We start from the raw sequence: 21,203 nt of genomic DNA on the forward strand, positions 1-21,203 counted from the left end.
TCAGTCTCCGGAAAAGGCGGTTTCGAGCGTGGCGATGTCGATCTTGTGCATGGTCATCAGCGCGCTGCTCATGCGGCGGACGGCGTCTGCGTCGACGCTGGCCTGCATCTCCAGCGCCCGGCGCGGCACGACCTGCCAGGAGACGCCGAAGCGATCCTTGCACCAGCCGCACATGCTTTCCGCGCCGCCATCCGCGGTGAGGGCGGTCCAGACGCGGTCCAGCTCGGCCTGATCATCCACGGGGATGACGAAGGACACGGCTTCGGTCTGCGGAAACATCGGCCCGCCGTTCAATGCGGAGAAGGGACGGCCGCTCAGCGTGAACAGCACGAGCATGGCCGTGCCGGCGGGGAAATTGGGCGGGAAGGGCGAGTCATCGACATAGCGGACGATCCGGTCGATGCGGGAATCCGGGAAGAGCGAGACGTAGAAGGTCGCGGCCTCCTCGGCTGTCCCGTCCATCCAGATGCATGGGGTGATCGCGCTGGTCATGCTCGCTCTTCCTTATCGACCGCCCACAAGCGCAAAACGCGCGCCCTGCGGATCGGTGCCCATGAGGACCCAGTCACCGCCGGGAACCTCATGGGGGCCTGTGGTGATGGTTCCGCCATACGCCGCCACCGCCTCCACCGCGGTCGCGATGGACGGCACGCGGAAGTAGAAGCGCCATTCGGCCCGCTGATCTTTCTGTTCCAGAGTGGCACCGATGGGCAGATCGCCGACGGACAGGAAACGATAGTCGCCCATCGGCCCCATCGGCATGGCGGAGGGATTGGTCCAGCCGAACAGGCCCATGTAGAAGGCGAGCGCTGCCGGTTGGTCCGGCGAGGATAGCTCGTTCCAGCCGCAATGGCCCACCGCTTGCGGCGAGAAAGCGCCGCTGACGCCACCCTCGACGCCGCCGCGCATGACATAGAAGGGCGCGCCGTGCGGGTCGGCCGCCATGGCGAAGCGGCCGACACCGGGGATGTCCTGCGGCTGTACGTAGAGGCGACCGCCCATGGCCGGGATCGCCGCCGCTGTCGCATCGACATCATCGACGCCGATATAGCCGATCCAGATCGGGCGCCCGCCGCCGGCGATCATCTCGGCATCCAGCGCCATCATGCCCCCGACCTCGCCATCGGCGGCGCGGATCATGCGATAGTCCATGCCCGGCATGTCGCTTCGCTCCGCGATGCTCCAGCCCACCACGGCCCCGTAAAAGGCGCGGGCGGCCTCGAGATCGGTGGTCATCAGCTCGTACCAGATGAATTCGCCCTGCCTGTTGGTCATGGGGCCGCCTCCTCCCGCCAATGCTATTTCCGCTCGTCCAGAATCACGGTGAAGCCACCGTAGATCATGCGCGGGCCGACCATCGGATTGTCCTCCGGGGCGTGCGCCATGCGCTCGTCGGCCATCAGCTTCTGCCAGCCGGAATCGCGGGTCGCCTTGTCCGGCCACTCGATCCAGGAGAAGACGACATCCTCGCCCTCTTCCGCCAGGACGGCGGTGCGCAGATCGTTGGTCTTGCCGGGCTGCACATCGTCATTCCAGCCCTCCACCACGCGCAGCGCGCCATATTCGATGAAGAGTGGATCGACCCGGCGGGCGATCTCCAGATAGTCCGCCTTGCGGCCCGGCTTCACCGGCACGAGAATGCCATCGATATAGGTCATGCGGATACTCCTTCTGATTGGACCGCATCATCGGAGATGAAGTCGGCCATTTGCGCCGCCATGGCGGCCTTGAATGCGGGACGCGCCTCGCCGCGCGCGACATAGGCGGTCAGCACGTCCGGTATGGCGAGGCGATCCGGCGAGAGATTGCGCAGCGCCTCGACCATCAGAAGGTCGCCGACCGTGAAGCGCTCTTCCAGCCAGGGTTTGTCGCCCAGCGCTGCGGCAAGCCGGTCGAGGCGGCCTTCCACCTGCTTGACGGCATCCGGGCGGCGCAGCCTCGCCCACTCCTGCCCGGCGCAGAACAGGTCGATATCGGCCAGATGCATGATGCCCGGCTCGATGCTGTTGAGTGCGGCGACGGCCCATGTGATCGCCCGCGCCCGCCCGACGGGATCGCGCGGCATCAGCCGCTCGTCCTTCTCGGCGATGTGGAGGACGATGGCGCCACTCTCGAACAGGGCGACATTCCCCTCCCGATAATGCGGCACCTGGCCGAAGGGCTGCTCGCGATAATAGTCCGCCGGCCGGTCGATGGCGCTGATCAGGCGGGTGCGATAATCGAGGCCTGCCTCCTCCAGCGCCCAGCGCACCCGCAGATCGCGGACATGGCCGCGCGCGAACGGCGGCACCCATGAAAATGCAGTCACCTCGATGGAGGCGCTATCCCTCTGAGACATGTATCACTCCTCTCTGTGCGGTCTGAATGCTGCAGGGGCTCAGTCGCCTTCCTTGCGCGTACCCTTGAGCAGGGCGTAGACCGCCATCGCGTGACCCTGACCGAGATCGAAATCGCGCTTGAGACTGGCGACCAGCGTCGCCGCCTTCACCTCCGGGCGCAGCTTCTTCTCGTCGTCGAGAAAGCCTTGAAAGGCGGCGTAAGCGCGCAAGTCGTCCGGCGACTGGCCGGTTTTTGCCTTGATCGTGTCCAGATAGGCCTGGAAGGACATGGTCGCATCTCCTGCCGAAGCAATCAGGCCGGTTGCGGGACGGCGCTCATGTCCATCCACGCGGTTTCCCAGATGTGGCCATCGGGATCGGCGAAGCTGCGGCCATACATGAAGCCGTGGTCCTGCAGCGGATTGGGATCGGGCGTGCCGCCCGCAGCAGCCGCGCGCTCCGTGATCGCATCCACGGACGCACGGCTCTCCTCGCTGAGTGCGAGCAGCACTTGCGCACATTCATGCGCATCGGGAATTTTTCGCGGCGTGAAACTGGCAAAGCGCTCGCGGGTGAGCAGCATGACGCAGATCGTCTCGGAAAAGCGCATCATCGCGGCGCTCTCGTCGGTGAATTGCGGATCGTTGACTGCTCCGATCGCCTCATAGAAGCGCATCGACCGTGCCAGATCCGTGACTGGCAAATTGACGAAAATCATCCGTTCCATGGCAGCTACCCGTCCTCTCCCAAACTCTCTCGCCGTATCGGCCCCACCCGAATCACCGACCTTGACGATCCTGACGGAAGAAATTAGATGTTGCAACTATGGAGTTAGAAATAATAACTCACGAGGCGAAACTCCCTCAAAAGCGTCGGTTTGACGACGCCTGCGGCCTTGCGCACGGGCTCGATCTGGTCGGGGAGCGCTGGGCGTTGCTTGTCGTCCGCGAATTGCTGCTGGGGCCGCGCCGCTTTTCCGATCTGCGCGCGGCCTTGCCGGGGCTGAGCGCCAATGTGCTCACCCAGCGCCTGACCGAGCTGGAGGAGCGCCACATTGTCGAGCGTCTGCGCCTGCCGCCGCCCGCCAATGTGCAGGTTTATGGCCTGACGCCATGGGGCAAGGAGGCCGAGCCGATGGTGCTGGCGATGGCGCAATGGGCCTATCGCTCGCCGACGCATGACCGGATGCTGCCGCTCAACGGCACGGCGATGATGCTCTCTTTCAAGGTCAATCTGGATCGGGCAGCGGCGGCGGACATGGTGCTGCAGGTCGGCTTTCACATTGACGGCACGCCCTATCGCGCCAGTCTGGATCGCGGGCTTTATCATGTCGAAGCCGGCGAGGTTTCCGAGCCGGACCTGGCCTATGAGGGCACGGCGCGGGGCCTCGCCAAGCGCTTCTACGGCAAGATGCCCGTCGACCAGCTTGCCGAGACGGGCGAGCTTAGCGTGAGTGGCGATGCGGCGCTGGAGGCGCGCTTTGCGGCTCTGTTCACTTTGCCAGCCCGATACCAGCCCAACGAAAGCGGCTCGACTTTGCCCCGTTGACCCGACATGGACAGGGAGGGGAACAAAGAGGGGGCAAGCTTGGTTGCGACGGTGGAAACGGTGGCGTTTCTCGGGCTGGAGGCCCGGCCGGTCGAGGTGCAGTGCCAGCTTGTCTCCGGCTTGCCGAACTTCATCGTTGTCGGGCTGGCCGACAAGGCCGTGGCGGAAAGCCGCGAGCGCGTGCGCAATGCCATCGCCGCCATTGGCCTCTCGCTGCCGCCCAAGCGCATCACGGTCAATCTCTCGCCCGCGGACCTGCCCAAGGAAGGCTCGCATTACGATCTGCCGATTGCGCTCGCCTTGCTGGGGGCGATGGGCGTCGTCGATGCCGAGCAACTGGCCGATCATCTCGTCGTCGGTGAGCTGGGGCTGGACGGGCGCATCGCGCCGGTGCCGGGCGTGCTGTTGGCCGCGCTCCATGCGGCGCAGGCGGACAAGACGCTGATCTGCCCGGCGGCGCAGGGGTCGGAGGCTGCTTGGTCAGGCTCGGAAGGCGTGCTGGCCGCACCGGATCTGCTCGGCCTCATCAATCACCTCAAGGGCGCGACGGTGCTGCCGCGCCCGGCACCCGGGACGGTCGAACAGCCGGTGCCGGGGCCGGATCTGCGGCAAGTGAAGGGCCAGGAGGTCGCCAAGCGGGCGCTGGAGATCGCGGCGGCCGGTGGTCATAATCTGGTGATGGTCGGGCCGCCCGGAGCCGGCAAATCCCTGATGGCGAGTTGCCTGCCCGGCATATTGCCGCCGCTCACGCCGGCCGAAGCGCTGGAAGTCTCCATGGTAGCCTCCGTGGCTGGCACGCTGTCGGGCGGGCGGATCAGCCAGAACCGCCCCTATCGCGCGCCGCATCACAGTGCCTCCATGGCGGCGCTGGTCGGGGGCGGGCTGCGGGTGAAGCCGGGCGAAGTCAGCCTCGCGCATCTGGGCGTGCTGTTTCTGGACGAACTGCCCGAATTTCAGCGCGCGGTGCTGGATAGTTTGCGGCAGCCGCTGGAGACGGGCGAGGTCAGCGTGGCGCGCGCCAATGCGCATGTGACCTTCCCGGCGCGGGTTCAGCTGATTGCCGCGATGAACCCCTGCCGCTGCGGGCATCTCGCAGATCCCGCTTTGGCCTGCTCGCGGGCGCCACGCTGTGCGGGCGATTATCAGGCGAAGGTTTCGGGGCCGCTGCTGGACCGGATCGATCTGCATGTGGAGGTCGGCGCGGTTTCGGCGGCGGACCTGCTGCTGCCGCCGCCGGTCGAGGGATCGGCGGAGGTCGCCGCCCGCGTCGCGCAGGCCCGTGCCCGCCAGACGGCGCGCGCGGCATCAAGCGGCGGCGCGCGCACCAATGCGGAACTGAATGGCGATGCGCTGGATGCCTACGCCGCGCCGGATTCGCCGGGCCGCGATCTTCTGGCGCAGGCTGCCGCTGCGATGAAGCTCAGCGCCCGGGGCTATACCCGCGTGCTCCGGGTCGCCCGCACCATTGCCGATCTGGCGGGCGCGGAGACCGTGGGGCGGGTGCATGTCGCGGAAGCGCTGAGTTACCGGCGGCGCGCGCCAGTAAATTGAGGGGATGGCTTAGCTCTTCGGCGCGGCGTCCATCGCCTCGCGCGTGCCGGTGGCAGGCGGTTCGTCCTTCAGGGAGGCCGCGACCTTCTCGGCCTGTTCCATGACGCGCAGGATGTTCCCGCCGGCCAGCTTGGCGATATTGGCATCGCTCCAGCCCCGTTTCATCAGCTCCAGCAGCAGCGGTGGATAGCTTTCCACGCCGGTCATGCCGTCCGGCAGGGCCGGCAGACCATCATAATCGCCGCCAAGGCCGACATGATCATAGCCGGCGACCTTGGCGATATGATCGATGTGGTCGGCGACCATCTGCACCGTCACGCGCGGCTCGGGATTGGCGGCGAGCCAGGCCTCCATGGCGGCCTTCGCCCGGTCCGGCTGGCCGATATAGAGGCCGTTGAGCGGCGGCTGGTTGTAGAGCGCGCGCTGGGCGCCCTGCTGCACCCCCCACACCCGGCGCGCCTCCGAGATATAATTGGGTGCGAAGGCGACCATGACGATGCCGCCGGTGCCCGCGACTTCCTTGAGCACCTTGTCCGAGACGTTGCGAGGATGATCGCACAGCGCCCGTGCGCTGGAATGGGAGAAGATGACCGGCGCGCGGCTGGCGGCGATCGCGTCCAGCATCGTATCCTCGTTCACATGGCTGAGATCGACCAGCATGTTCAGCCGGTTCATCTCACGCACCACCGCCACGCCGAACGGGGTGAGCCCGCCATGGGCCGGGTCGTCGGTGGCGCTGTCCGCCCAGGCGATGGTGCGGCTGTGCGTCAGGGTGAGATAGCCCATGCCCAGCTCGGCATAAGCGCGCAGGACCGAGAAGCTCTCATCGATCTGGCCGCCGCCTTCCGCGCCGATCAGCGAGGCGATGCGCCCGGCCTTGTGCGCGGCCCTGACCTGCGCGGCGGTGCGCGCGAGCGTGAACTCGGCCGGGTAGCGGCGTACGATGGATTTCACGAGGTCGATCTGTTCCAGCGTCTTCTTGACCTGCTCCAGCGGCGACAGCGTCGCGGGGACATAAACGGACCAGAACTGCCCGCCGACCATGCCCTGCCGCAGCCGGGTGATGTCGGTATCGAAATCCTCCGCGTTCAGCCGCGTCAGGTCCACCGACCAGCGCGCATCCCCATCATGGCCGGCGATGGCGCCGGGCCAGTCATTATGCCCGTCGATCAGCGGCGTGGCGGCGAGCACCTTCTTGAGGCGCGGCAGATTGGGATCGGCGGGGTCGGCCGGTTCGGCCAGCGCGGTTGTCGCGGAGAAAGCCAGAGCGGCGGTGAGCAGGCGCGTGAGCATGGACATGGCTGCATTTCAGCATGTCCGCGGGCTGGTGGGAAGGGGCCGGCGGGGCGCTGGAGGGGGAGAAATGTCGTACGGCGGGCGGCGGGGCTGCGGCTCAGCGCCAGCCTGCGTCCCCCTGTGCGGCGAAGAAGCGCACGCCCGATTGCGCGCTGCGGAGGTGGAAGGGCGCTTTGGTGGTCGCCTTCTCGCCATCGACGAGCAGATCCAGCGTCTTGCCGGCGCTCTCTATCTCCAGATGATCGGCGGTGCCGAGCGATTCGGAAGGCCCATTGCGGAAATCGCCCGAGAGCCAGGCCCAGCCATGCGCGAACAGCTCGCCGGCATTGCGGGCGAGCACGCCATAGGCATGCAGGCCCTGCTTGGCCGGCTCGACGAAGATCGCGGGATAATCGCGCGGATCGCCGGCGAGCGAGACGGCCGGGGCCTCGAAGGTGGCGGTGATGGCCTCCGGTACCTTTTCCGCCAGCGCGGCGAGATCATGATTGCGCAGCGCCTCGCGCACATTGCCCCATGCGGCCGTGGGGCCGACGATGATGCCGGTATAGGCGGTGATCTCGTCTGCCTCGATCACCGGCACGGCCATCACGGTCCCCTTGTTCGCCAGATAGGCCTTGGCGATGGCGAGCGGATCGAGATTGCCGTGGAGCCGGTGAGCCAGCAGGTTCATCGTGCCGCCGGGCAGCGCGAGCAGGGTGCCATCCCAGCCGGCGAGCGCCTGCGCGGTGGAGGCAAGAGAGCCATCCCCGCCGAGAATGATGACGAGGCCAATGCCGCGCTCGACTGCCTGCGCGGCGTCTGGCAGCGGGCCGTCGTCGATGGGCCGGGAGGTGCCGATGGGGCGGCCCGCCTGCGCGAACGCGGCCTGGATCGCGGACACCAGCGCAGGATCGCATGTGCCGCTGCGCTCATTATAGATGAAGAGGGAGTCGCTCATTGTGACCGTCATGCTCGCCGGGAACGTCTGGCGGGGTGTTTGGATGCAGGATGGCAGCGGTGACAAGCAATTTCGCGTGGCCTCCGCTCGGTGCTTGAGCCGCGCGGACACACGCGCTAGGACGCCGCATTGCTTTTATTGCGGCGCGGCATCAAGCGCCCGATCAGCCAGCAGGCGGCAGGAAACAGACGATGGCCGAATTCTCCCTCCCCGCAAACAGCGTCGTTCGCAAGAACGGGACCGTGCACAAGGCGCAGGACGGCGCCACGAACGTCAAGAAGTTCAAGGTCTATCGCTACGATCCGGATAGCGGCGAGAACCCCCGCTACGACACGTTCGAGATCGATCTCGATAAATGCGGGCCGATGGTGCTGGACGCGCTCATCAAGATGAAGGGCGAGCAGGATTCGTCGCTGACCTTCCGCCGCTCCTGCCGCGAGGGCATTTGCGGCTCCTGCTCGATGAATATCAACGGCAAGAACGGCCTCGCCTGCACGACCGCGATCGAGGACTGCAAGGGCGAGGTCCGCATCACGCCGCTGCCGCATATGGACGTGATCAAGGATCTCGTGCCGGACTTCACGCATTTCTATGCGCAATACAGCTCGATCAAGCCCTGGCTGCAGACCGTCACCCCGCCGCCGAGCGGCAAGGAGCGGCTGCAGAGCCCCGAGGATCGTGAGAAGCTGGACGGGCTCTACGAGTGCATCCTGTGCGCCTGCTGCTCCTCCAGCTGCCCGAGCTACTGGTGGAATTCCGATCGCTTCCTTGGTCCGGCGATCCTGCTCCAGGCCTATCGCTGGCTGGCCGACTCGCGCGACGAGATGACCGGTGAGCGCCTCGATGATCTGGAAGATCCCTTCCGCCTCTATCGCTGCCACACCATCATGAACTGCGCCAATGTGTGCCCCAAGGGCCTGTCGCCCGCCAAGGCCATTGCCGAGACGCGAAAGATGATGGTCGAGCGCGCGATTTGACGTCACAGTCGACCGAGACAACGACAATTCGGAGATCGGCGATGGTGAAGGAAGGCGAAGTTCTGGATGGTGGCTGCTTGTGCGGAGAGCTGCGCTACAAGCTGACCGGGCCGACGCTGTGGGTGTCCCAATGCTGCTGCAAGGATTGCCAGAAGGCGACCGGCACCGGCCACACCACGATCATCGGCATCCATAACAGCCAGCTCGCCATCGAGGGCACGCCCAAGACCTATACCAACCATGGCGATACCGGCGGGGATGTGACGCGGCATTTCTGCGGAACATGCGGCGGACGGATTTTCACCTCCGGCACGCTGCCGGGCGAGTTCATCATGGTGCAGGCCGGGTCTCTCGACGAGCCCGACCGCGTCTCGCCGCAAAGCGTCATCTACATGAAGGATGCCGTGGCCTGGGACTATTTCGACCCGGCGCTGCCCAAATATGAGATCATGCAACCGCGCGTGCAGCACAGCGCCCCGGCGGAGGCCTCCCCGCGCGACGCATGAGTGGCCTGCTCTCCTGTTATGACGACCTTATCGCCGCTGGAGAGCTGAAACCCGATCCGGATCAGCGCGCTGCCGCGATCCGGCTCGACCGGCTGCAGCAGGAGCTGGAAGCCGCGCCGAAGAAAGGCTCCGTGCTCTGGCGGATGCTTCGCAAGGCGCCCGAGCCGATCCGCGGCGTGTACCTGTGGGGTGGCGTCGGGCGCGGCAAATCCATGCTGATGGACCTGATGCGCGATTGCCTGGATGGCCCCGCCAAGCGCCGCATCCACTTCCACGAGTTCATGCTCGATGTGCATGCGCGGCTGCGGGCGGTGCGCGAGAGCGAGAGCGGCGACCCGATTGCGCCCGTCGCCGCGCAACTCGCGGCCGAGGCCAAGGTGCTGCTGTTCGATGAAATGGTGGTCAACAATATGGCGGATGCCGCCATCATGTCCCGCCTGTTCACCGCGCTGTTCGATGCCGGGGTGACGCTGGTCGCCACCTCCAACCGCGCGCCGGACGATCTCTACAAGGATGGGCTCAACCGCGAGCTGTTCCTGCCCTTTATCGATCTGCTCAAGGCGCGGCTCGACGTGGTGCCGCTCAACGGGCCGACCGATTATCGGCTGGATCGGCTGGGCGGCATGGACATCTGGCATGTGCCCAATGGCGATGAGACCACCGCCAAGCTGCGCGAAATCTTCTTCCGCCTGACGGATTATCCGCCCGAAGACAGCGCCAATGTGCCGAGCGAGGAATTGAGCGTCGGTGGCGGGCGCAGCCTGCATGTGCCCAAGAGCCTCAAGGGCGTGGCGGTGTTTTCATTCAAGCGCCTGTGCGGAGAAGCGCGGGGCGCGGCGGATTATCTCGCCATTGCGCGGCGTTTCCACAGCGTCATCATCGTCGGCATTCCGGTGCTCGGGCCGGAAAACCGCAACGAGGCCGCGCGTTTCGTCACGCTGATCGACGCCCTGTACGAGCATAAGGTCAAGCTGATCGCCGGTGCGGACGCCCTGCCGCAGGATCTCTATCCGCAGGGGGATGGCAAGTTCGAGTTCGAGCGGACGGTCTCCCGCCTGATGGAAATGCAGTCGCTGGAGTATCTCGCGCTCGGCCATGGCGCGCACGCCAGTTGACGTAAAATTAGGCTGCCGGTGCTAGCGGCTAGCTGAATGATGATCTGATATGCGGGCCGGTGGGCCTGTGGGACGTGGGGAATCAATGAAGCAGGGGTCCAGCGGTGCAGGACGGCTTTGGCTTGCGGCCACGCCCGTCCTCGTGATTTTTGCCATCGCGGCAGTCCTCTTCGCGCGCCTCCAGAATATCTGGATCGACGAGACGACCCAGCTTTCCGGCGTCACCCTCGCGCCGGGTGCGCTGCTCTCCTGGCTGGCCGGCGGCTATGATGCCGGGTTCGGCGTACCGGACGACCGGATGCCGCCACTGAGTTACTTTATCGATATGATCGGCTGGCACCTGTGGGGCGCCAATGAGCTGGCGTTCCGGCTTTATCATGCTGCAATCACGGCCGGCGGCATCCTGATCCTGATGCGCGCGCTTGCATCCCGCTACGGGTTGCGCGCGGCCCTGATTGCCGGGCTGCTGCTGGTGCTTTCCCCCCGACTGGTCTCCATGGCCGTCGAAATCCGCGCCTATCCCCTCCTTCTCGCGATCAGCTGTGCGCAGGCGGCGATGGTGATTCGCGGCGACGTGGCGCAAAGCGTGCGGCGGCTGGGCCTGTTCGTGCTGCTCGGTGTGCTGAGCGGCTACACGCACTTCTTCGGCATCGTTGCGACATCGGCCTATACGCTGGCGATCTTCATCGATGCGCGGACTGTGCGCGGCGCCGTGAGGGTGGTGCTGGCCTATGCGCTGCTGTTGCTGCTGTGGGCAGGACTGGCACCCTTCGTTCTGGGTGCGGCCAATCTGAGTTCGCCGTCACCCGGTTCCGCCGCGCCGGCCGGCGGGGTCGGTCTGGGCGACATCGCGGCCTTTCTGGCGCAGATGCTGGTGAGTGGCGCGACCTTGGTGGATCTGCCGGTGGCTGCCTTGTGCTTTGCGGGGGGCGCCATCCTTCTGCTCGTCGCGGCAGTCGGCCTTGGCGGACAGGCCGCGAGACGCGGAACAGCCATTCGGCATGATCCGGTCATCGGCCTGATCCTGGCGCTGGCCGCGGGCATGATCGTGACCATCGCGGCGGCGCTGCTGGTCTCGCAATTCGATGCGCTCGCGCCGCGCTATAATATCTGGATGCTGGCGCCGCTCGCGGTGATCCTCGCGCTCGCCGCTGACGGGGCCATCGCGAGGCGCGGCCGGATCGCCGACTGGGTTCGCCACGCGGGCACCGCCCTGCTGGTCATTGGCAGTGCGGCGGCGCTGGTCATGTTCCTGGTGCGGGCCGACTGGTTCATCCACGGGCCTTCGCGCACGCTGGAGGCCATGGTGGCCAAGGCGGAGAAGCCGCTCGCTGTGCTGCATGTTGGCGATGCCTGGGCATGGGCCTATTTCCCGCTCTATCGCACCCATCGCGACGATCTGCCGCAATGGCTGCTGACGGCGGACGGGCAATCCGCGATTCGGATCACGCGCGGCGGCGATCCGGGTGGGCCGCCGCAGCCGCTGACGGCGCTGGCCGACCGCGCGACATTGCTGGTCAGCCATGTCGAACTCAAAAGCCACAATGACCTGCGCGCCGTGGCGCGGGGTGAGACGCCCCCGCCGGCGAGGGATTTGGTCCCCGCCCTGACGGCGGCCGGATGGCGCCCGGCGGAAACAATCGATCGTCCCGGTAATTTCGCCTTCACCGGTACGCTGTACCATCATCCCGACCCTGCATCAGCGCCGACCCGTCAACCCGCCGCGCCAGCCATTGAGGACCTTTCCGAGTGACCATCCAGATCATGACAGACGCTCCGGTCGCGGCGCAGATGCTTCCGGCCGAGCTTGCGATCGTCGTTCCGACCTTCAACGAAGCGCAGAATGTGGCCCTGCTCGCCGATCTGGTCGACAAGGCGCTGCCCGGCGTCGCCTGGGAGCTGGTGTTCGTGGACGATAATTCGCCCGACGATACCTCCGGCAAGGTGCGGGCGCTGGCTCAGCGCGATCCGCGCGTGCGCATTCTCCATCGCTTTGGGCGCCGGGGCCTGTCGAGCGCCTGCGTCGAGGGCATTCTTGCGACGTCCGCCCCTTATGTGGCGATCATGGATGCCGATCTTCAGCACGATGAGAGCGTGCTCAAGACCATGTTCGAGCGGATCAGGGCGGACGATGTCGATCTGGTCGTCGGCAGCCGCTATGTCGAAGGCGGCGGCATGGGCGACTGGAGCGAGAGCCGCCAGCGGATGAGCCAGTTCGCCACCAAGCTGGCGCTTAAGCTGACCAAGACGCCGATTTCCGACCCGATGAGCGGCTTCATGATGATGCGGCGGGATGCCTTCATGCGCTCGCTGCCCAATCTCTCGACCGTGGGCTTCAAGATCCTGCTGGATATCGCGGCCAGCGCACCCACGCCGCTGCGGGTTGCGGAAGTGCCCTACACCTTCCGCACGCGCCAGTTCGGCGAGAGCAAGCTCGATAGCCTGGTGCTGTGGGAGTATGTGCAGCTGCTCATGGACAAGGCGGTGGGCCATATCGTGCCGGTTCGTTTCCTGAGCTTCGCCATGGTCGGCGGCACGGGCGTGGTCGTCCACTTTGCCGTGCTGACGCTGCTGTTCGTGGCGCTGGGCATGAGCTTCGCGGTGGCGCAGACCGCAGCGACGCTCGTCGCGATCACCAGCAACTTCCTGCTCAACAACATGTTCACCTACCGCGACCAGCGCCTGCAGGGCTGGGGATTGCTGCGCGGCTGGATCACCTTCAACCTCGTCTGTGCTTTCGGTGCTGCGGCCAATATCGGCGTGGCGGACTGGCTGTTCGTCAACAAGGCCTATTGGGCTTTGTCCGCGCTGGCGGGAATCATGGTCAGCGTCGTGTGGAACTATGTGATGTCGGCCTTCTTCACCTGGAAGAAGAAGGGCTGAGGAACGGACACCCGGCGGTTCGCAAATCGCCGGGGCGTTCTGCATCTGACGGGAACGTGCATCGGGCAGGAAGATGCGCTAGCGAAGCGGCAAAGGAGCCGCCAACGTGCTGAGTCTTGTGAAAACTGCCTGGAAAATCATGATGGGGGTGAAGGACGCGCTGGTCCTGCTCTTCCTCATCCTCTTCTTCGCGATGCTCTATGCCGGCCTCAAGGCGGCGCGGATGGAAGAGAGCTTTCCGGCCAGTGGTGCGCTCTATCTTGCGCTGGACAGGCCGATCGTCGAGCAGCCGCGGCCGATCGATCAATATGCGATGGTCGCGGGCACCGGCGGGTCGGGCGAATATCGCCTGCGCGATGTGGTGCGCGCCATCGAGGCGGCGGCTGGCGACAGCGCGATCAAGGCCGTGGTGCTCGATCTGGATGGCTTTGGCGGCGGCGGTCAGGTCGCCATGCAGCGCGTGGGCGAGGCGCTGGACAAGGTGCGCGCCGCGGGCAAGCCGGTGCTCACCCGCGCTTCTTATTATGACGATGCCAGCTACATGCTGGCCGCCCATGCCAGCGAGGTGTGGCTCGATCCGCTCGGCATGGTCGGGGTGACCGGGCCGGGCGGGAGCAATCTCTACTTCAAGGGCCTGATCGACCGGCTGGGGGTGAAGGCGCATGTCTACCGCGTCGGCAGCTTCAAGAGCGCGGTGGAGCCCTATACGCAGGCCGAACAATCGCCCGAGGCGCGCGCCGCCAATGAGGCGCTGGTGACGGCGATCTGGTCCGACTGGCTGGCGCATGTCGGCAAGGCGCGCCCGGCGGCGCGGGTGCGGGATTATCTGGCCGATCCGCTGGCGCTGCTGCGCGCCAATGGCGGCGATACCGCCAAGGCGGCGCAGGCGGCGGGGCTGGTCGACAAGCTCGGCGACCCGGTGACATTCGGCAATCATGTTGCCGAAATCGTCGGGGAAGCGAGCGATCCGCGCCCGGGCGATTATGCCGCGATCCCGCTCGAGGGCTATTTGCGCAAGCACAAGGAAGGCAGCGGCGGGCAGGTCGGCGTCGTCACCGTCGCCGGAGAAATCGTGGATGGCGACGCGGCGCCCGGCCAAGCCGGAGGAACCAGCGTCGCCAGCCTCATCAACGATGCGGTGGCCGAGGATTCGGTGAAGGCACTGGTGCTGCGCGTCGATTCGCCGGGCGGATCGGCGGCGGCGGCGGAGGAAATCCGCCTCGCTTTGGCGCAGGCGCGGGCCAAGGGCCTGCCGATCGTGGTCTCGATGGGCAATGTCGCGGCCAGCGGCGGCTATTGGGTCAGTACGGCCAGCGACATGATCTTTGCCGAGCCGGCGACGATCACCGGCTCGATCGGCGTGTTCGGCATATTGCCGAGCTTCGAGGATGCGCTCGCCAAGGTCGGCATCACCAGCGATGGCGTGAAAGCGACGCCGCTCTCCGGCGAGCCGGACGTGATCGGTGGGGTGAGCCCGGAGTTCAACGCGCTGGCGCAGGCGAGCGTGGAGGATATCTACGGCAAGTTCATCGGTCTGGTCGCCAGCAACCGCAAGATGACGCCGCAGCGCGTCAACGAGATCGCGCAGGGCCGGGTGTGGGCCGGCGGCATGGCGCATCAACTCAAGCTGGTCGACCGCTTCGGCGGGCTGGAAGAGGCCGTGGCGGAAGCCGCGCGGCGCGCCAAGCTGAGCGGTGACGCCGCAAGCGCGCGCTATTTCGACCCGGAGCCGGATTCGCTCGCGCAGTTTCTCGGCATGTTCCTGAGCGGGGAGGCCAAAGCGCCCGCCATCACCGCGCCGCGCGATCTGCTGAGCTATGCGGCGCGGGAGCAGCGGCAGATTGCCGTGCGGATCATGCGTGATCTGCAGGGGCTGGTGGAAGGCCCGTCGATCCGCGCGGACTGCCTGGAATGCCGCGCCTTTACGCCGGCCAGCGTCATGACGTCGGGCGAGCAGGCAGGCTGGCTCGGCATCCTCCTTGGCGCTGCCCAGCGGCCGCTCTGAGAATGGCGGACGCGATCACCGGCGGCTGCCTGTGCGGCGCTTGCCGCTATGCGACCGATGCGGCGCCGATCAACATTCGCGCCTGCCATTGCCGGCTCTGCCAGAAAGCGACCGGCGCACCGCTTTATGCGCGGGTGCTGGTGCCGCTCGATGCCGTCCGTATCGAAGGCCCGGTGGGATGGCATCACAGCTCGGCGGCGTTGCGACGCGGCTTCTGCACCGCATGCGGCACCACCTTGTTCTCGGAGCGCGCCTCGGCCAATGTGATCGGCCTTGCCATTGGCAGCCTGGATAAGCCGGAGCGCTACCCGCCGACCGAGCATATCTGGACGTCAAGCGGGCTGAGCTGGCTCACATCGGCCGATGATCTGCCGCATTATCCCGAGGGGCCACCTGCCTGATCCGGGCTGTTGCCGGTGCGATAATGCGGGAGCGCAAGGCCGCGCACGATGGCAACGGCGCGCAGGATGAAGCCGGCGATCACCGCCAGAACGGCGGCCCAGGGGGCGGCCATGCCGATGCTGGCCAGCAGCGCATAGAGGCCTGCCGACAGGGCGGCGGCGGTCACATAGATTTCCGGGCGCAGCACGATGGAGGGGTGGCCTGCGAGCAGATCGCGGATGATGCCGCCGACGCAGGCCGTGATGATGCCCATCAGCGCGCCGATGAAGGGCGGGATGTCCAGGCTCATGGCCTTGGCGGTGCCGAACACGGCGAAGGCGACCAGCCCCACGGCGTCCAGCCAGTCGAGCGCGCGCTCGCTCCACCAGCGCTCGGGCGTCATCCACACCACGAGCGATGCACCGAGGCAGATGAGCGCGGGGCGCACATCGTGAATCCAGAAGACCGGCGCGCCGATCAGCAGATCGCGCACCGTGCCGCCGCCCACGCCGGTGGCGATGGCAAAGAAGGCGAAGGTGACGAGGGTCTGGCCGAGGCGCGCCGCCGCCAGCGCGCCCGAGGCCGCAAAGACGAAGATGCCCACCAGCCCCATGGCGGAGAGCAGCGCGTCGACGGGCACGGGCAGATCCTGCGGTGTCATGCGCCTTCCTTAGCGCAGATCGGCTGGCTTTCCATCTCTGCTGCCCCCTCTGCTGATACGGTGTTTCGCCAGTCGCGCAGGATGGGACAGGCTGCTAGGCTCGCGCCGACATTGCCACGGAGCCTGACAATATGAGCCTTTCGCTTCTCGTCTTCTATGGATCCTATCGGGAGGCGCGCGCCGGCATAAGGCTTGCGGGCTATTGCGTGCGCATGCTGTCCGAACGGGGCCATAAAGTGGAGCTGATCGATGCGCGGGCGGTCGGCCTGCCGATGCTGGACAAGCGCCTCTCCGATTATGCGCCCGGTACTGCCCCTGCCGAGATGACGGCGCTGGCCGACAAGATCGGCGCGGCCGATGGCTTCGTGTTCGTCACCGGCGAGTATAATAGCGGGCTGCAGCCGGGCCTCAAGAATCTCATCGACCATTATTATCAGGAATGGCGGCGGCGGCCGGCCGGCATTGTCAGCTATTCGGCGGGGCGGATGGCGGGCGCGCGCTCCAGCTACGCCTGGCATCCGACGCTGACGACGCTGGGGATCGCCGTGATTCCCGCCAGCGTGGCAGTCGGCGCAATCACGGATAGTCTCGATGCGGCCTGCGAACCGAGCGGCGCGGGTGGCGCGGCGCTGGTGCGCAGCTTCACCGGCTTTGCGGACGAGCTGGAATGGTGGGCCGGCGCGGTGAAGGCGCAGCGCAGGCCGGGCTGACGTCAGATGGCGTCGCGGGTGCCGAACAAAGCGGTGCCCACGCGCACATGGGTGGCGCCAAGCATCACCGCCGTCTCATAATCGCCGGACATGCCCATGGAGCGGCCCGGCAATCCATGATCGCGGGCCAGCTTGTCGAGCAGGGCGAAATAGGGGGCCGCTTCCACCTCGGCGGGGGGCACGCACATCAGCCCGACGACCGGCAGGTCCGCCGCGCGCGCCTGCGCCAGCAAGGTCGGCACATCGGCGATGGCGCAGCCGCCCTTCTGCTCTTCTTCGCCGATATTGACCTGCAGGAAGCAATCCGGCCGACGGCCTGCCTTGTCCATGGCCTTGGCCAGCGCCGCGATCAGCGAGGCGCGGTCGACGCCGTGAATGGCATCGAACAGGGCGACCGCATCCTCCGCCTTGTTGGACTGAAGCTGGCCGACGAGGTGGAGGCGGATATCGGGATGAGCCTCGCGCAGCGCCGGCCATTTGGCCTGCGCCTCCTGCACGCGGTTTTCGCCGAACACGCGCTGCCCGGCCTCGATGAGCGGGCGCACCGCCTCAGCCGGATGCGTCTTGCTGACGGCGATCAGCGTCACCGACCCCGCAGGACGACTTGCGACGCGCTCGACCCTGCTGATGCTGTCCCGCACATGCGCCAACCGGCTTTCGGCCGTGCCCTCAGCGCTCATCTGATTATTTTGCCCATTCATCGGCGCCGCTATAAAAGGCGCGATGCACGCAGGCCAAGGCAAATCGCGCACCCCCCTGCCAACGCTGTGGCTGATGAGTGACGAGCGCGTCGCGACGGACGATCTGTTGCGCGCCATCGCGCGTCTGCCGCGCCAGTCGGCCGTCATCTTGCGCCATTATCGCCTCGACCCCATCGCACGGCGGGCCTTGTTCAATCAGGTGCGGCGAGCAGCGCGCAAGCGCCATTGCCGCATTCTGCTGGCCGGCGATGCGGCCATGGCCCGGCACTGGGGGGCAGATGGCCATCATGGTCCGGCGCGGGGGCCGCGCGACTCGCGCTGGCTGCATAGCGCGCCGGCGCACAGCCATAGGGAAGCGTTGGCCGCGCAGGGCGCCGGTGCGGACGTTGTGCTGCTCTCGCCGCTGTTTCGCACGCGTTCGCACCCCGGCGCGCGACCACTCGGCCCTGCACGCTTTGCGGCGCTCGCGCGGCTTGCGACCCTGCCGGTGATCGCGCTTGGTGGGGTCCACCCGCGCCACGCCTCATTGGTGCAGCGCCTTGGGGCTGTGGGTTATGCGGCCATCGACGGGTTGACGCCCAGACGTGGCCCGCGCGGCGGCGCTATTTGAACAGCGAGAGGTCGATGGACGCGGCCAGCGCCTCATAACCCGCGTCGGTGCCGTGCAGGAAGTCGCCCATATGATAGCCGGGCCGCATCTGTTGCGGATTGGGGGGGTCCGCAAAGGCGGCGTCGAAATCCACCCAGGCATCGAAGATCGTGCCGGAGCGGATGGCGGCATTGATGCCCTGCCGCACGGTCTCGGCCTCCGGCGTCCAATAGGTCGCGCCCTTATAGGGGGCGATCGTCGCGCCGACCGCGGTGATGCCGCGCGCCCGTGCGCGCTCGGCGATCTGGCGATAGCCCGCCAGCATCGTCTCCAGCGTCACCTTGGTGCCATCTGCAAGGACATTGGGCCGGCCGGTCTGCTGCGCCATGCGCTCGGCACCAAAAGCGATGCCGAGATCGTTCACGCCCTCGAACACGATCAGATAGCGGATGCCGGGCAGGGCGAGGATGTCGCGGTCCAGCCGGGCCAGCGCACTGTCGCCAAAGCCATCGCTGAGCACGCGATTGCCGCTGATGCCCTGATTGGCGATACCCCATTTGCCGGGAGCGGCGGCGGAGAGACGGGCGGCGAGGAAGTCCGGCCAGCGCCGGTTCGCGCCCGGCGTGGAGCCGATGCCATCGGTGATCGAATCGGCCAGCATGGCAATCGTGCCGGCACCGTCCTGCGCATCGACCTCCACGGCGGCGAGGAAGGGGCGGTGCGGACCTTGCTGCACGGGCTCGAAGGGCTTGCCGAGATAATTGCCGGGGGGTGAGACGCGCAGTGTATCCAGCCCGCTTTCATGGCAGGTGCAGGGGCCGGTATCGCCCGGCACATAGATCTGCACGGAGAGGCGGGCGAGGTCCGGCACGGGCATGTCGACCGTGTCGCTCAGCAATGGCGCGCGCGCCGGGATGCGGGCTGTCGCCGCGCCGCCGAAGCGCAGCATCCGGGCCGAGCCCGGTACTTCGGCGCCTTGCGGATCGAGCAGGGCGATGCGCACCCCGCCGATCTCCAGCGGCTTCTCGCCATAGGCATTGGTGAGGCGCAGCCGCAGTGCCTTGCCACCGGCCGCGATGCGAAGCGTCTGCATCAGCGTCTGATTATTATAGCTTCTCGGCGCCATGAGCGGGCCAAGGTCCGTGCGGGGGCGGACCGGCGCGGCGGACCAGCTGGTGATCCAGTCCGCCCGCGCGGGGGCTGCCGAGAGAAGCAGGCCCAGCGCTATCGCGGCGATGCCCGTCGTGCGTCCGATCCGGCTTTTCCCGGCGTGATCGCGACGATGATGGGCGATCTGATTTATGCGCATAGTCCCTCTCCCCGTTGCGGCGCGATCCGGCGGCCCGCACCGCGGTGCTGCCTTGTGGGGCGCTGCCGTGTCAATCATCGAGAAGGAAGAACGCAGCGTTTGCGGGCGCGACTCATCGCGCTCGCAAACGAGAGGTCAGCGCACAGGCGGGCTTAGAACTTGAAGGTGGTCCCGACGTAGACGGCCTGGCTGTCCTGCGCCTGATCCGTGACGGTCGGCGCAAGCCGGTTGTTCGGCCCGGCATAGCGCACGCCAGCCTTCAGGTTCAGGTTGCGGGTCAGCGAGTAGCTGCTCGACAGATCGACGGCATAGCTGGGCTCGGTGCCGAGCGTGGCCGGCGTATCTTCCGCCGGGGAGGCGGCAGCGACTTCGCGGTGCTCAAGCTGGACATTTGCCGAGAAGCGATCCTGCTTCGGGCGCAGCGTGAAGCTGGCGACCGGCTCGCTGATCGACTTCTCGATGATCGGGTCGAGCCTGGAGGATTCGATGCGGGTGCCCGGCGTGAACCGCGCGAGACCCTTGGTCACGCCCAGCCGGTATGCGACAGGCGCGACGCCGAGATTGGGCAGAACCCGCTCGGACCGGCCATCCAGCGCGGAGGCCATGGCGTTGGGCGTGCGGACGAGAATGGTCAGCGAGCGATTGCCGGCCGCCGAACCACTGGTCGGCGTGAAGCGGAAGCCCTTGCTCTGCGATTCGCGTGCGGCCTGGGCATAGGCCTTGGCCAGCTTCTCATCATGGGTGACCGGCGTGAACGAACCGATGCTTCCTAGCATCTTCAGCGACACGCCGCTTTGATCCAGGCTCTTCGATTCTGCGCCGAGAACAGCGGAAAGCGCCGGGGTGAGGGCGAGCGAAAGGGCGGCTGTCAAAGCCCCCGCCAACGCGATCTTTCCCGTCTTCACCGTCACCGTTCGCTCCCTGCGCCGACTCCATTTTGAGGGCCGGTCTGTGTTCTTATATCATGCGGGGATAGCGCGGACCAGAAGCAGAGACGATTCGCTGGAAAGCGTGACCAATTCTCCACAGTGGCCACCGGCGAGCCGGTTATCCCCTTATAATCTCTTTGTGAAACGACCATTGTTCAACACGGTTGCAAAAATCAACCCACCGCAACTGAAATTGCGCCGGGCCGATGCCGGCAGCGGCGCGAGCGGCAGAGCCCGCGCAATCCGCCACTTGTGCCGCCGCCCTGCCTCACTATAGAGGCTGATCGACAGGGAGCCCGGTCACCACCGGACATCACGGGATAGGCAACGCATGGTTCTGAGCGGACACAAGACTTTGAAGGGCGGCCTGCTGCTGGCGCTTTCCTGCGGGCTGCTGGCAGGCTGCGGCGGCGGGAAGGATCGCCCCAAGGCCGATCTGGCCGCCTCGCGCGTGACCAGCATCGGCATCAACGGCTATCTCTGGCGCGCGAGCCTCGAGACGCTGTCCTTCATGCCCCTGCTCCAGACAGATTCCAACGGCGGCGTGATCCTGACCGACTGGTACATCAATCCCGCCGCGACGAACGAGCGCATGAAGCTGACGGTGACGATCCTCGACCAGGATCTGCGCGCCGATGCCCTGCGCGTGGCGGCCAGCCGCCAGATGCTGCAGAACGGCCAGTGGATCGATGCCCCGGTGCAGGCGGCGACGACCCAGAAGCTTGAAGAAATCATCCTGACGCGTGCCCGCGACCTGCGGCGCCGCGCGATCAGCGGCTGACAAAGC

At 66.6% G+C, this 21,203-nt stretch carries 24 protein-coding genes; 12 read left to right on the forward strand and 12 right to left on the reverse strand.

Going from position 1 to position 21,203, the window contains the following annotated elements; genetic code table 11:
- Genes M2342_RS01700 through M2342_RS01725 form a run of 6 tightly spaced genes read right to left on the reverse strand, consistent with a single transcriptional unit; the run spans window position 1 to window position 3,045 of the window.
- Window positions 1-492, reverse strand: coding sequence for a VOC family protein (locus M2342_RS01700; protein ID WP_264577807.1), 492 nt, complete (start codon window positions 490-492; stop codon window positions 1-3).
- A 12-nt stretch (window positions 493-504) separates the two neighbouring features.
- A complete protein-coding gene (locus M2342_RS01705; protein ID WP_264577808.1) occupies window positions 505-1,275 on the reverse strand; it encodes a VOC family protein in 771 nt (256 codons plus the stop codon).
- Window positions 1,276-1,298: 23 nt separating this feature from the next.
- On the reverse strand, window positions 1,299-1,658 hold the full coding sequence (locus M2342_RS01710) for a DUF1428 domain-containing protein (protein ID WP_181560964.1): 360 nt from the start codon (window positions 1,656-1,658) through the stop codon (window positions 1,299-1,301).
- The gene (locus M2342_RS01715) at window positions 1,655-2,338 is read right to left on the reverse strand and encodes a glutathione S-transferase family protein (protein ID WP_264577809.1); all 684 of its coding nucleotides are present in this window, start codon (window positions 2,336-2,338) and stop codon (window positions 1,655-1,657) included. The genes M2342_RS01710 and M2342_RS01715 overlap by 4 nt, the downstream gene beginning before the upstream one ends.
- Window positions 2,339-2,377: 39 nt before the next feature.
- Window positions 2,378-2,608 carry a DUF4287 domain-containing protein gene (locus M2342_RS01720; RefSeq protein WP_181560962.1) on the reverse strand — a complete coding sequence of 77 codons (231 nt, stop codon included), beginning with the start codon at window positions 2,606-2,608 and terminating at the stop codon, window positions 2,378-2,380.
- 23 nt (window positions 2,609-2,631) lie between these two features.
- Window positions 2,632-3,045 carry a VOC family protein gene (locus M2342_RS01725; protein ID WP_181560961.1) on the reverse strand — a complete coding sequence of 138 codons (414 nt, stop codon included), beginning with the start codon at window positions 3,043-3,045 and terminating at the stop codon, window positions 2,632-2,634.
- Between the two features lie 98 nt (window positions 3,046-3,143).
- Here M2342_RS01725 and M2342_RS01730 point away from each other — a divergent pair, with 98 nt between their 5' ends.
- Window positions 3,144-3,866, forward strand: coding sequence for a winged helix-turn-helix transcriptional regulator (locus M2342_RS01730; protein WP_264577810.1), 723 nt, complete (start codon window positions 3,144-3,146; stop codon window positions 3,864-3,866).
- Between the two features lie 39 nt (window positions 3,867-3,905).
- Entirely contained in the window at window positions 3,906-5,417 is a 1,512-nt protein-coding gene (locus tag M2342_RS01735; RefSeq protein WP_264577811.1) for a YifB family Mg chelatase-like AAA ATPase, read from the forward strand.
- Window positions 5,418-5,426: 9 nt separating this feature from the next.
- On the opposite strand, the gene M2342_RS01740 is transcribed toward M2342_RS01735, so the two are convergent.
- Both M2342_RS01740 and M2342_RS01745 read right to left on the reverse strand, forming a co-directional pair.
- Window positions 5,427-6,716 carry a dipeptidase gene (locus M2342_RS01740; RefSeq protein WP_264577812.1) on the reverse strand — a complete coding sequence of 430 codons (1,290 nt, stop codon included), beginning with the start codon at window positions 6,714-6,716 and terminating at the stop codon, window positions 5,427-5,429.
- Window positions 6,717-6,810: 94 nt separating this feature from the next.
- Window positions 6,811-7,650, reverse strand: a complete 840-nt coding sequence (locus tag M2342_RS01745; RefSeq protein ID WP_264577813.1) for a diacylglycerol/lipid kinase family protein — start codon at window positions 7,648-7,650, stop codon at window positions 6,811-6,813.
- 191 nt (window positions 7,651-7,841) lie between these two features.
- On the opposite strand from M2342_RS01745, the gene M2342_RS01750 reads away from it, so the two are divergent.
- The 7 genes from M2342_RS01750 to M2342_RS01780 all read left to right on the forward strand — a co-directional run bounded on the left by M2342_RS01750 (window position 7,842) and on the right by M2342_RS01780 (window position 15,537).
- Window positions 7,842-8,627: a succinate dehydrogenase iron-sulfur subunit gene (locus tag M2342_RS01750; RefSeq protein WP_264571563.1), complete on the forward strand. Its 786-nt coding sequence runs from the start codon at window positions 7,842-7,844 to the stop codon at window positions 8,625-8,627.
- A gap of 41 nt (window positions 8,628-8,668) precedes the next feature.
- Complete coding sequence (locus M2342_RS01755; protein WP_181560956.1) at window positions 8,669-9,133, forward strand: GFA family protein; 465 nt, start codon at window positions 8,669-8,671, stop codon at window positions 9,131-9,133.
- A complete protein-coding gene (gene zapE, locus M2342_RS01760; protein ID WP_264577814.1) occupies window positions 9,130-10,248 on the forward strand; it encodes a cell division protein ZapE in 1,119 nt (372 codons plus the stop codon). The genes M2342_RS01755 and zapE overlap by 4 nt, the downstream gene beginning before the upstream one ends.
- Window positions 10,249-10,333: 85 nt before the next feature.
- Window positions 10,334-12,001: a hypothetical protein gene (locus M2342_RS01765; protein ID WP_264577815.1), complete on the forward strand. Its 1,668-nt coding sequence runs from the start codon at window positions 10,334-10,336 to the stop codon at window positions 11,999-12,001.
- Window positions 11,998-13,131 carry a glycosyltransferase family 2 protein gene (locus M2342_RS01770; protein ID WP_319801073.1) on the forward strand — a complete coding sequence of 378 codons (1,134 nt, stop codon included), beginning with the start codon at window positions 11,998-12,000 and terminating at the stop codon, window positions 13,129-13,131. Before M2342_RS01765 ends, M2342_RS01770 begins: the two co-directional genes overlap by 4 nt.
- A 109-nt stretch (window positions 13,132-13,240) precedes the next feature.
- Entirely contained in the window at window positions 13,241-15,136 is a 1,896-nt protein-coding gene (gene sppA / locus M2342_RS01775) for a signal peptide peptidase SppA (RefSeq protein WP_413715155.1), read from the forward strand.
- 2 nt (window positions 15,137-15,138) lie between these two features.
- On the forward strand, window positions 15,139-15,537 hold the full coding sequence (locus M2342_RS01780) for a GFA family protein (RefSeq protein ID WP_264577817.1): 399 nt from the start codon (window positions 15,139-15,141) through the stop codon (window positions 15,535-15,537).
- Here the strand turns inward: M2342_RS01780 and M2342_RS01785 are convergent.
- A complete protein-coding gene (locus tag M2342_RS01785; protein ID WP_264577818.1) occupies window positions 15,513-16,178 on the reverse strand; it encodes a trimeric intracellular cation channel family protein in 666 nt (221 codons plus the stop codon). The genes M2342_RS01780 and M2342_RS01785 overlap by 25 nt on opposite strands.
- A 131-nt stretch (window positions 16,179-16,309) precedes the next feature.
- On the opposite strand from M2342_RS01785, the gene M2342_RS01790 reads away from it, so the two are divergent.
- Entirely contained in the window at window positions 16,310-16,888 is a 579-nt protein-coding gene (locus M2342_RS01790; protein ID WP_264577819.1) for an NADPH-dependent FMN reductase, read from the forward strand.
- Window positions 16,889-16,890: 2 nt separating this feature from the next.
- On the opposite strand, the gene M2342_RS01795 is transcribed toward M2342_RS01790, so the two are convergent.
- The gene (locus M2342_RS01795) at window positions 16,891-17,568 is read right to left on the reverse strand and encodes a YggS family pyridoxal phosphate-dependent enzyme (protein ID WP_264577820.1); all 678 of its coding nucleotides are present in this window, start codon (window positions 17,566-17,568) and stop codon (window positions 16,891-16,893) included.
- A 43-nt stretch (window positions 17,569-17,611) separates the two neighbouring features.
- Between M2342_RS01795 and M2342_RS01800 the strand changes: the two genes are divergently transcribed.
- The gene (locus M2342_RS01800; RefSeq protein ID WP_264577821.1) at window positions 17,612-18,199 is read left to right on the forward strand and encodes a thiamine phosphate synthase; all 588 of its coding nucleotides are present in this window, start codon (window positions 17,612-17,614) and stop codon (window positions 18,197-18,199) included.
- Here the strand turns inward: M2342_RS01800 and M2342_RS01805 are convergent.
- Together M2342_RS01805 and M2342_RS01810 are read right to left on the reverse strand one after the other, a co-directional pair.
- Window positions 18,192-19,487, reverse strand: a complete 1,296-nt coding sequence (locus M2342_RS01805; protein ID WP_264577822.1) for an SGNH/GDSL hydrolase family protein — start codon at window positions 19,485-19,487, stop codon at window positions 18,192-18,194. The genes M2342_RS01800 and M2342_RS01805 overlap by 8 nt on opposite strands.
- Window positions 19,488-19,639: 152 nt before the next feature.
- Entirely contained in the window at window positions 19,640-20,398 is a 759-nt protein-coding gene (locus tag M2342_RS01810) for a hypothetical protein (protein WP_264577823.1), read from the reverse strand.
- Window positions 20,399-20,747: 349 nt separating this feature from the next.
- Between M2342_RS01810 and M2342_RS01815 the strand changes: the two genes are divergently transcribed.
- Window positions 20,748-21,197 carry a DUF3576 domain-containing protein gene (locus M2342_RS01815; protein WP_264574095.1) on the forward strand — a complete coding sequence of 150 codons (450 nt, stop codon included), beginning with the start codon at window positions 20,748-20,750 and terminating at the stop codon, window positions 21,195-21,197.
- The last annotated feature ends 6 nt before the right edge of the window (window positions 21,198-21,203 follow it).

The sequence above is a fragment of the Sphingobium sp. B8D3A genome (assembly GCF_025961995.1).
In the GTDB taxonomy this organism is placed as follows: domain Bacteria; phylum Pseudomonadota; class Alphaproteobacteria; order Sphingomonadales; family Sphingomonadaceae; genus Sphingobium.

Excerpts from the sequence above, each read along its gene's own strand:
- M2342_RS01805 (WP_264577822.1), bottom strand. The coding sequence starts at position 19,487 with ATGCGCATAAATCAGATCGCCCATCATCGTCGCGATCACGCCGGGAAA.
- M2342_RS01755 (WP_181560956.1), top strand. The coding sequence starts at position 8,669 with ATGGTGAAGGAAGGCGAAGTTCTGGATGGTGGCTGCTTGTGCGGAGAG.
- M2342_RS01715 (WP_264577809.1), bottom strand. The coding sequence starts at position 2,338 with ATGTCTCAGAGGGATAGCGCCTCCATCGAGGTGACTGCATTTTCATGG.
- zapE (WP_264577814.1), top strand. The coding sequence starts at position 9,130 with ATGAGTGGCCTGCTCTCCTGTTATGACGACCTTATCGCCGCTGGAGAG.
- M2342_RS01795 (WP_264577820.1), bottom strand. The coding sequence starts at position 17,568 with ATGAGCGCTGAGGGCACGGCCGAAAGCCGGTTGGCGCATGTGCGGGAC.
- M2342_RS01720 (WP_181560962.1), bottom strand. The coding sequence starts at position 2,608 with ATGTCCTTCCAGGCCTATCTGGACACGATCAAGGCAAAAACCGGCCAG.
- M2342_RS01705 (WP_264577808.1), bottom strand. The coding sequence starts at position 1,275 with ATGACCAACAGGCAGGGCGAATTCATCTGGTACGAGCTGATGACCACC.
- M2342_RS01700 (WP_264577807.1), bottom strand. The coding sequence starts at position 492 with ATGACCAGCGCGATCACCCCATGCATCTGGATGGACGGGACAGCCGAG.
- M2342_RS01745 (WP_264577813.1), bottom strand. The coding sequence starts at position 7,650 with ATGAGCGACTCCCTCTTCATCTATAATGAGCGCAGCGGCACATGCGAT.
- M2342_RS01740 (WP_264577812.1), bottom strand. The coding sequence starts at position 6,716 with ATGTCCATGCTCACGCGCCTGCTCACCGCCGCTCTGGCTTTCTCCGCG.
- M2342_RS01730 (WP_264577810.1), top strand. The coding sequence starts at position 3,144 with ATGGAGTTAGAAATAATAACTCACGAGGCGAAACTCCCTCAAAAGCGT.
- M2342_RS01800 (WP_264577821.1), top strand. The coding sequence starts at position 17,612 with ATGCACGCAGGCCAAGGCAAATCGCGCACCCCCCTGCCAACGCTGTGG.
- M2342_RS01725 (WP_181560961.1), bottom strand. The coding sequence starts at position 3,045 with ATGGAACGGATGATTTTCGTCAATTTGCCAGTCACGGATCTGGCACGG.
- M2342_RS01785 (WP_264577818.1), bottom strand. The coding sequence starts at position 16,178 with ATGACACCGCAGGATCTGCCCGTGCCCGTCGACGCGCTGCTCTCCGCC.
- M2342_RS01780 (WP_264577817.1), top strand. The coding sequence starts at position 15,139 with ATGGCGGACGCGATCACCGGCGGCTGCCTGTGCGGCGCTTGCCGCTAT.
- M2342_RS01750 (WP_264571563.1), top strand. The coding sequence starts at position 7,842 with ATGGCCGAATTCTCCCTCCCCGCAAACAGCGTCGTTCGCAAGAACGGG.
- M2342_RS01710 (WP_181560964.1), bottom strand. The coding sequence starts at position 1,658 with ATGACCTATATCGATGGCATTCTCGTGCCGGTGAAGCCGGGCCGCAAG.
- M2342_RS01765 (WP_264577815.1), top strand. The coding sequence starts at position 10,334 with ATGAAGCAGGGGTCCAGCGGTGCAGGACGGCTTTGGCTTGCGGCCACG.
- M2342_RS01790 (WP_264577819.1), top strand. The coding sequence starts at position 16,310 with ATGAGCCTTTCGCTTCTCGTCTTCTATGGATCCTATCGGGAGGCGCGC.
- M2342_RS01815 (WP_264574095.1), top strand. The coding sequence starts at position 20,748 with ATGGTTCTGAGCGGACACAAGACTTTGAAGGGCGGCCTGCTGCTGGCG.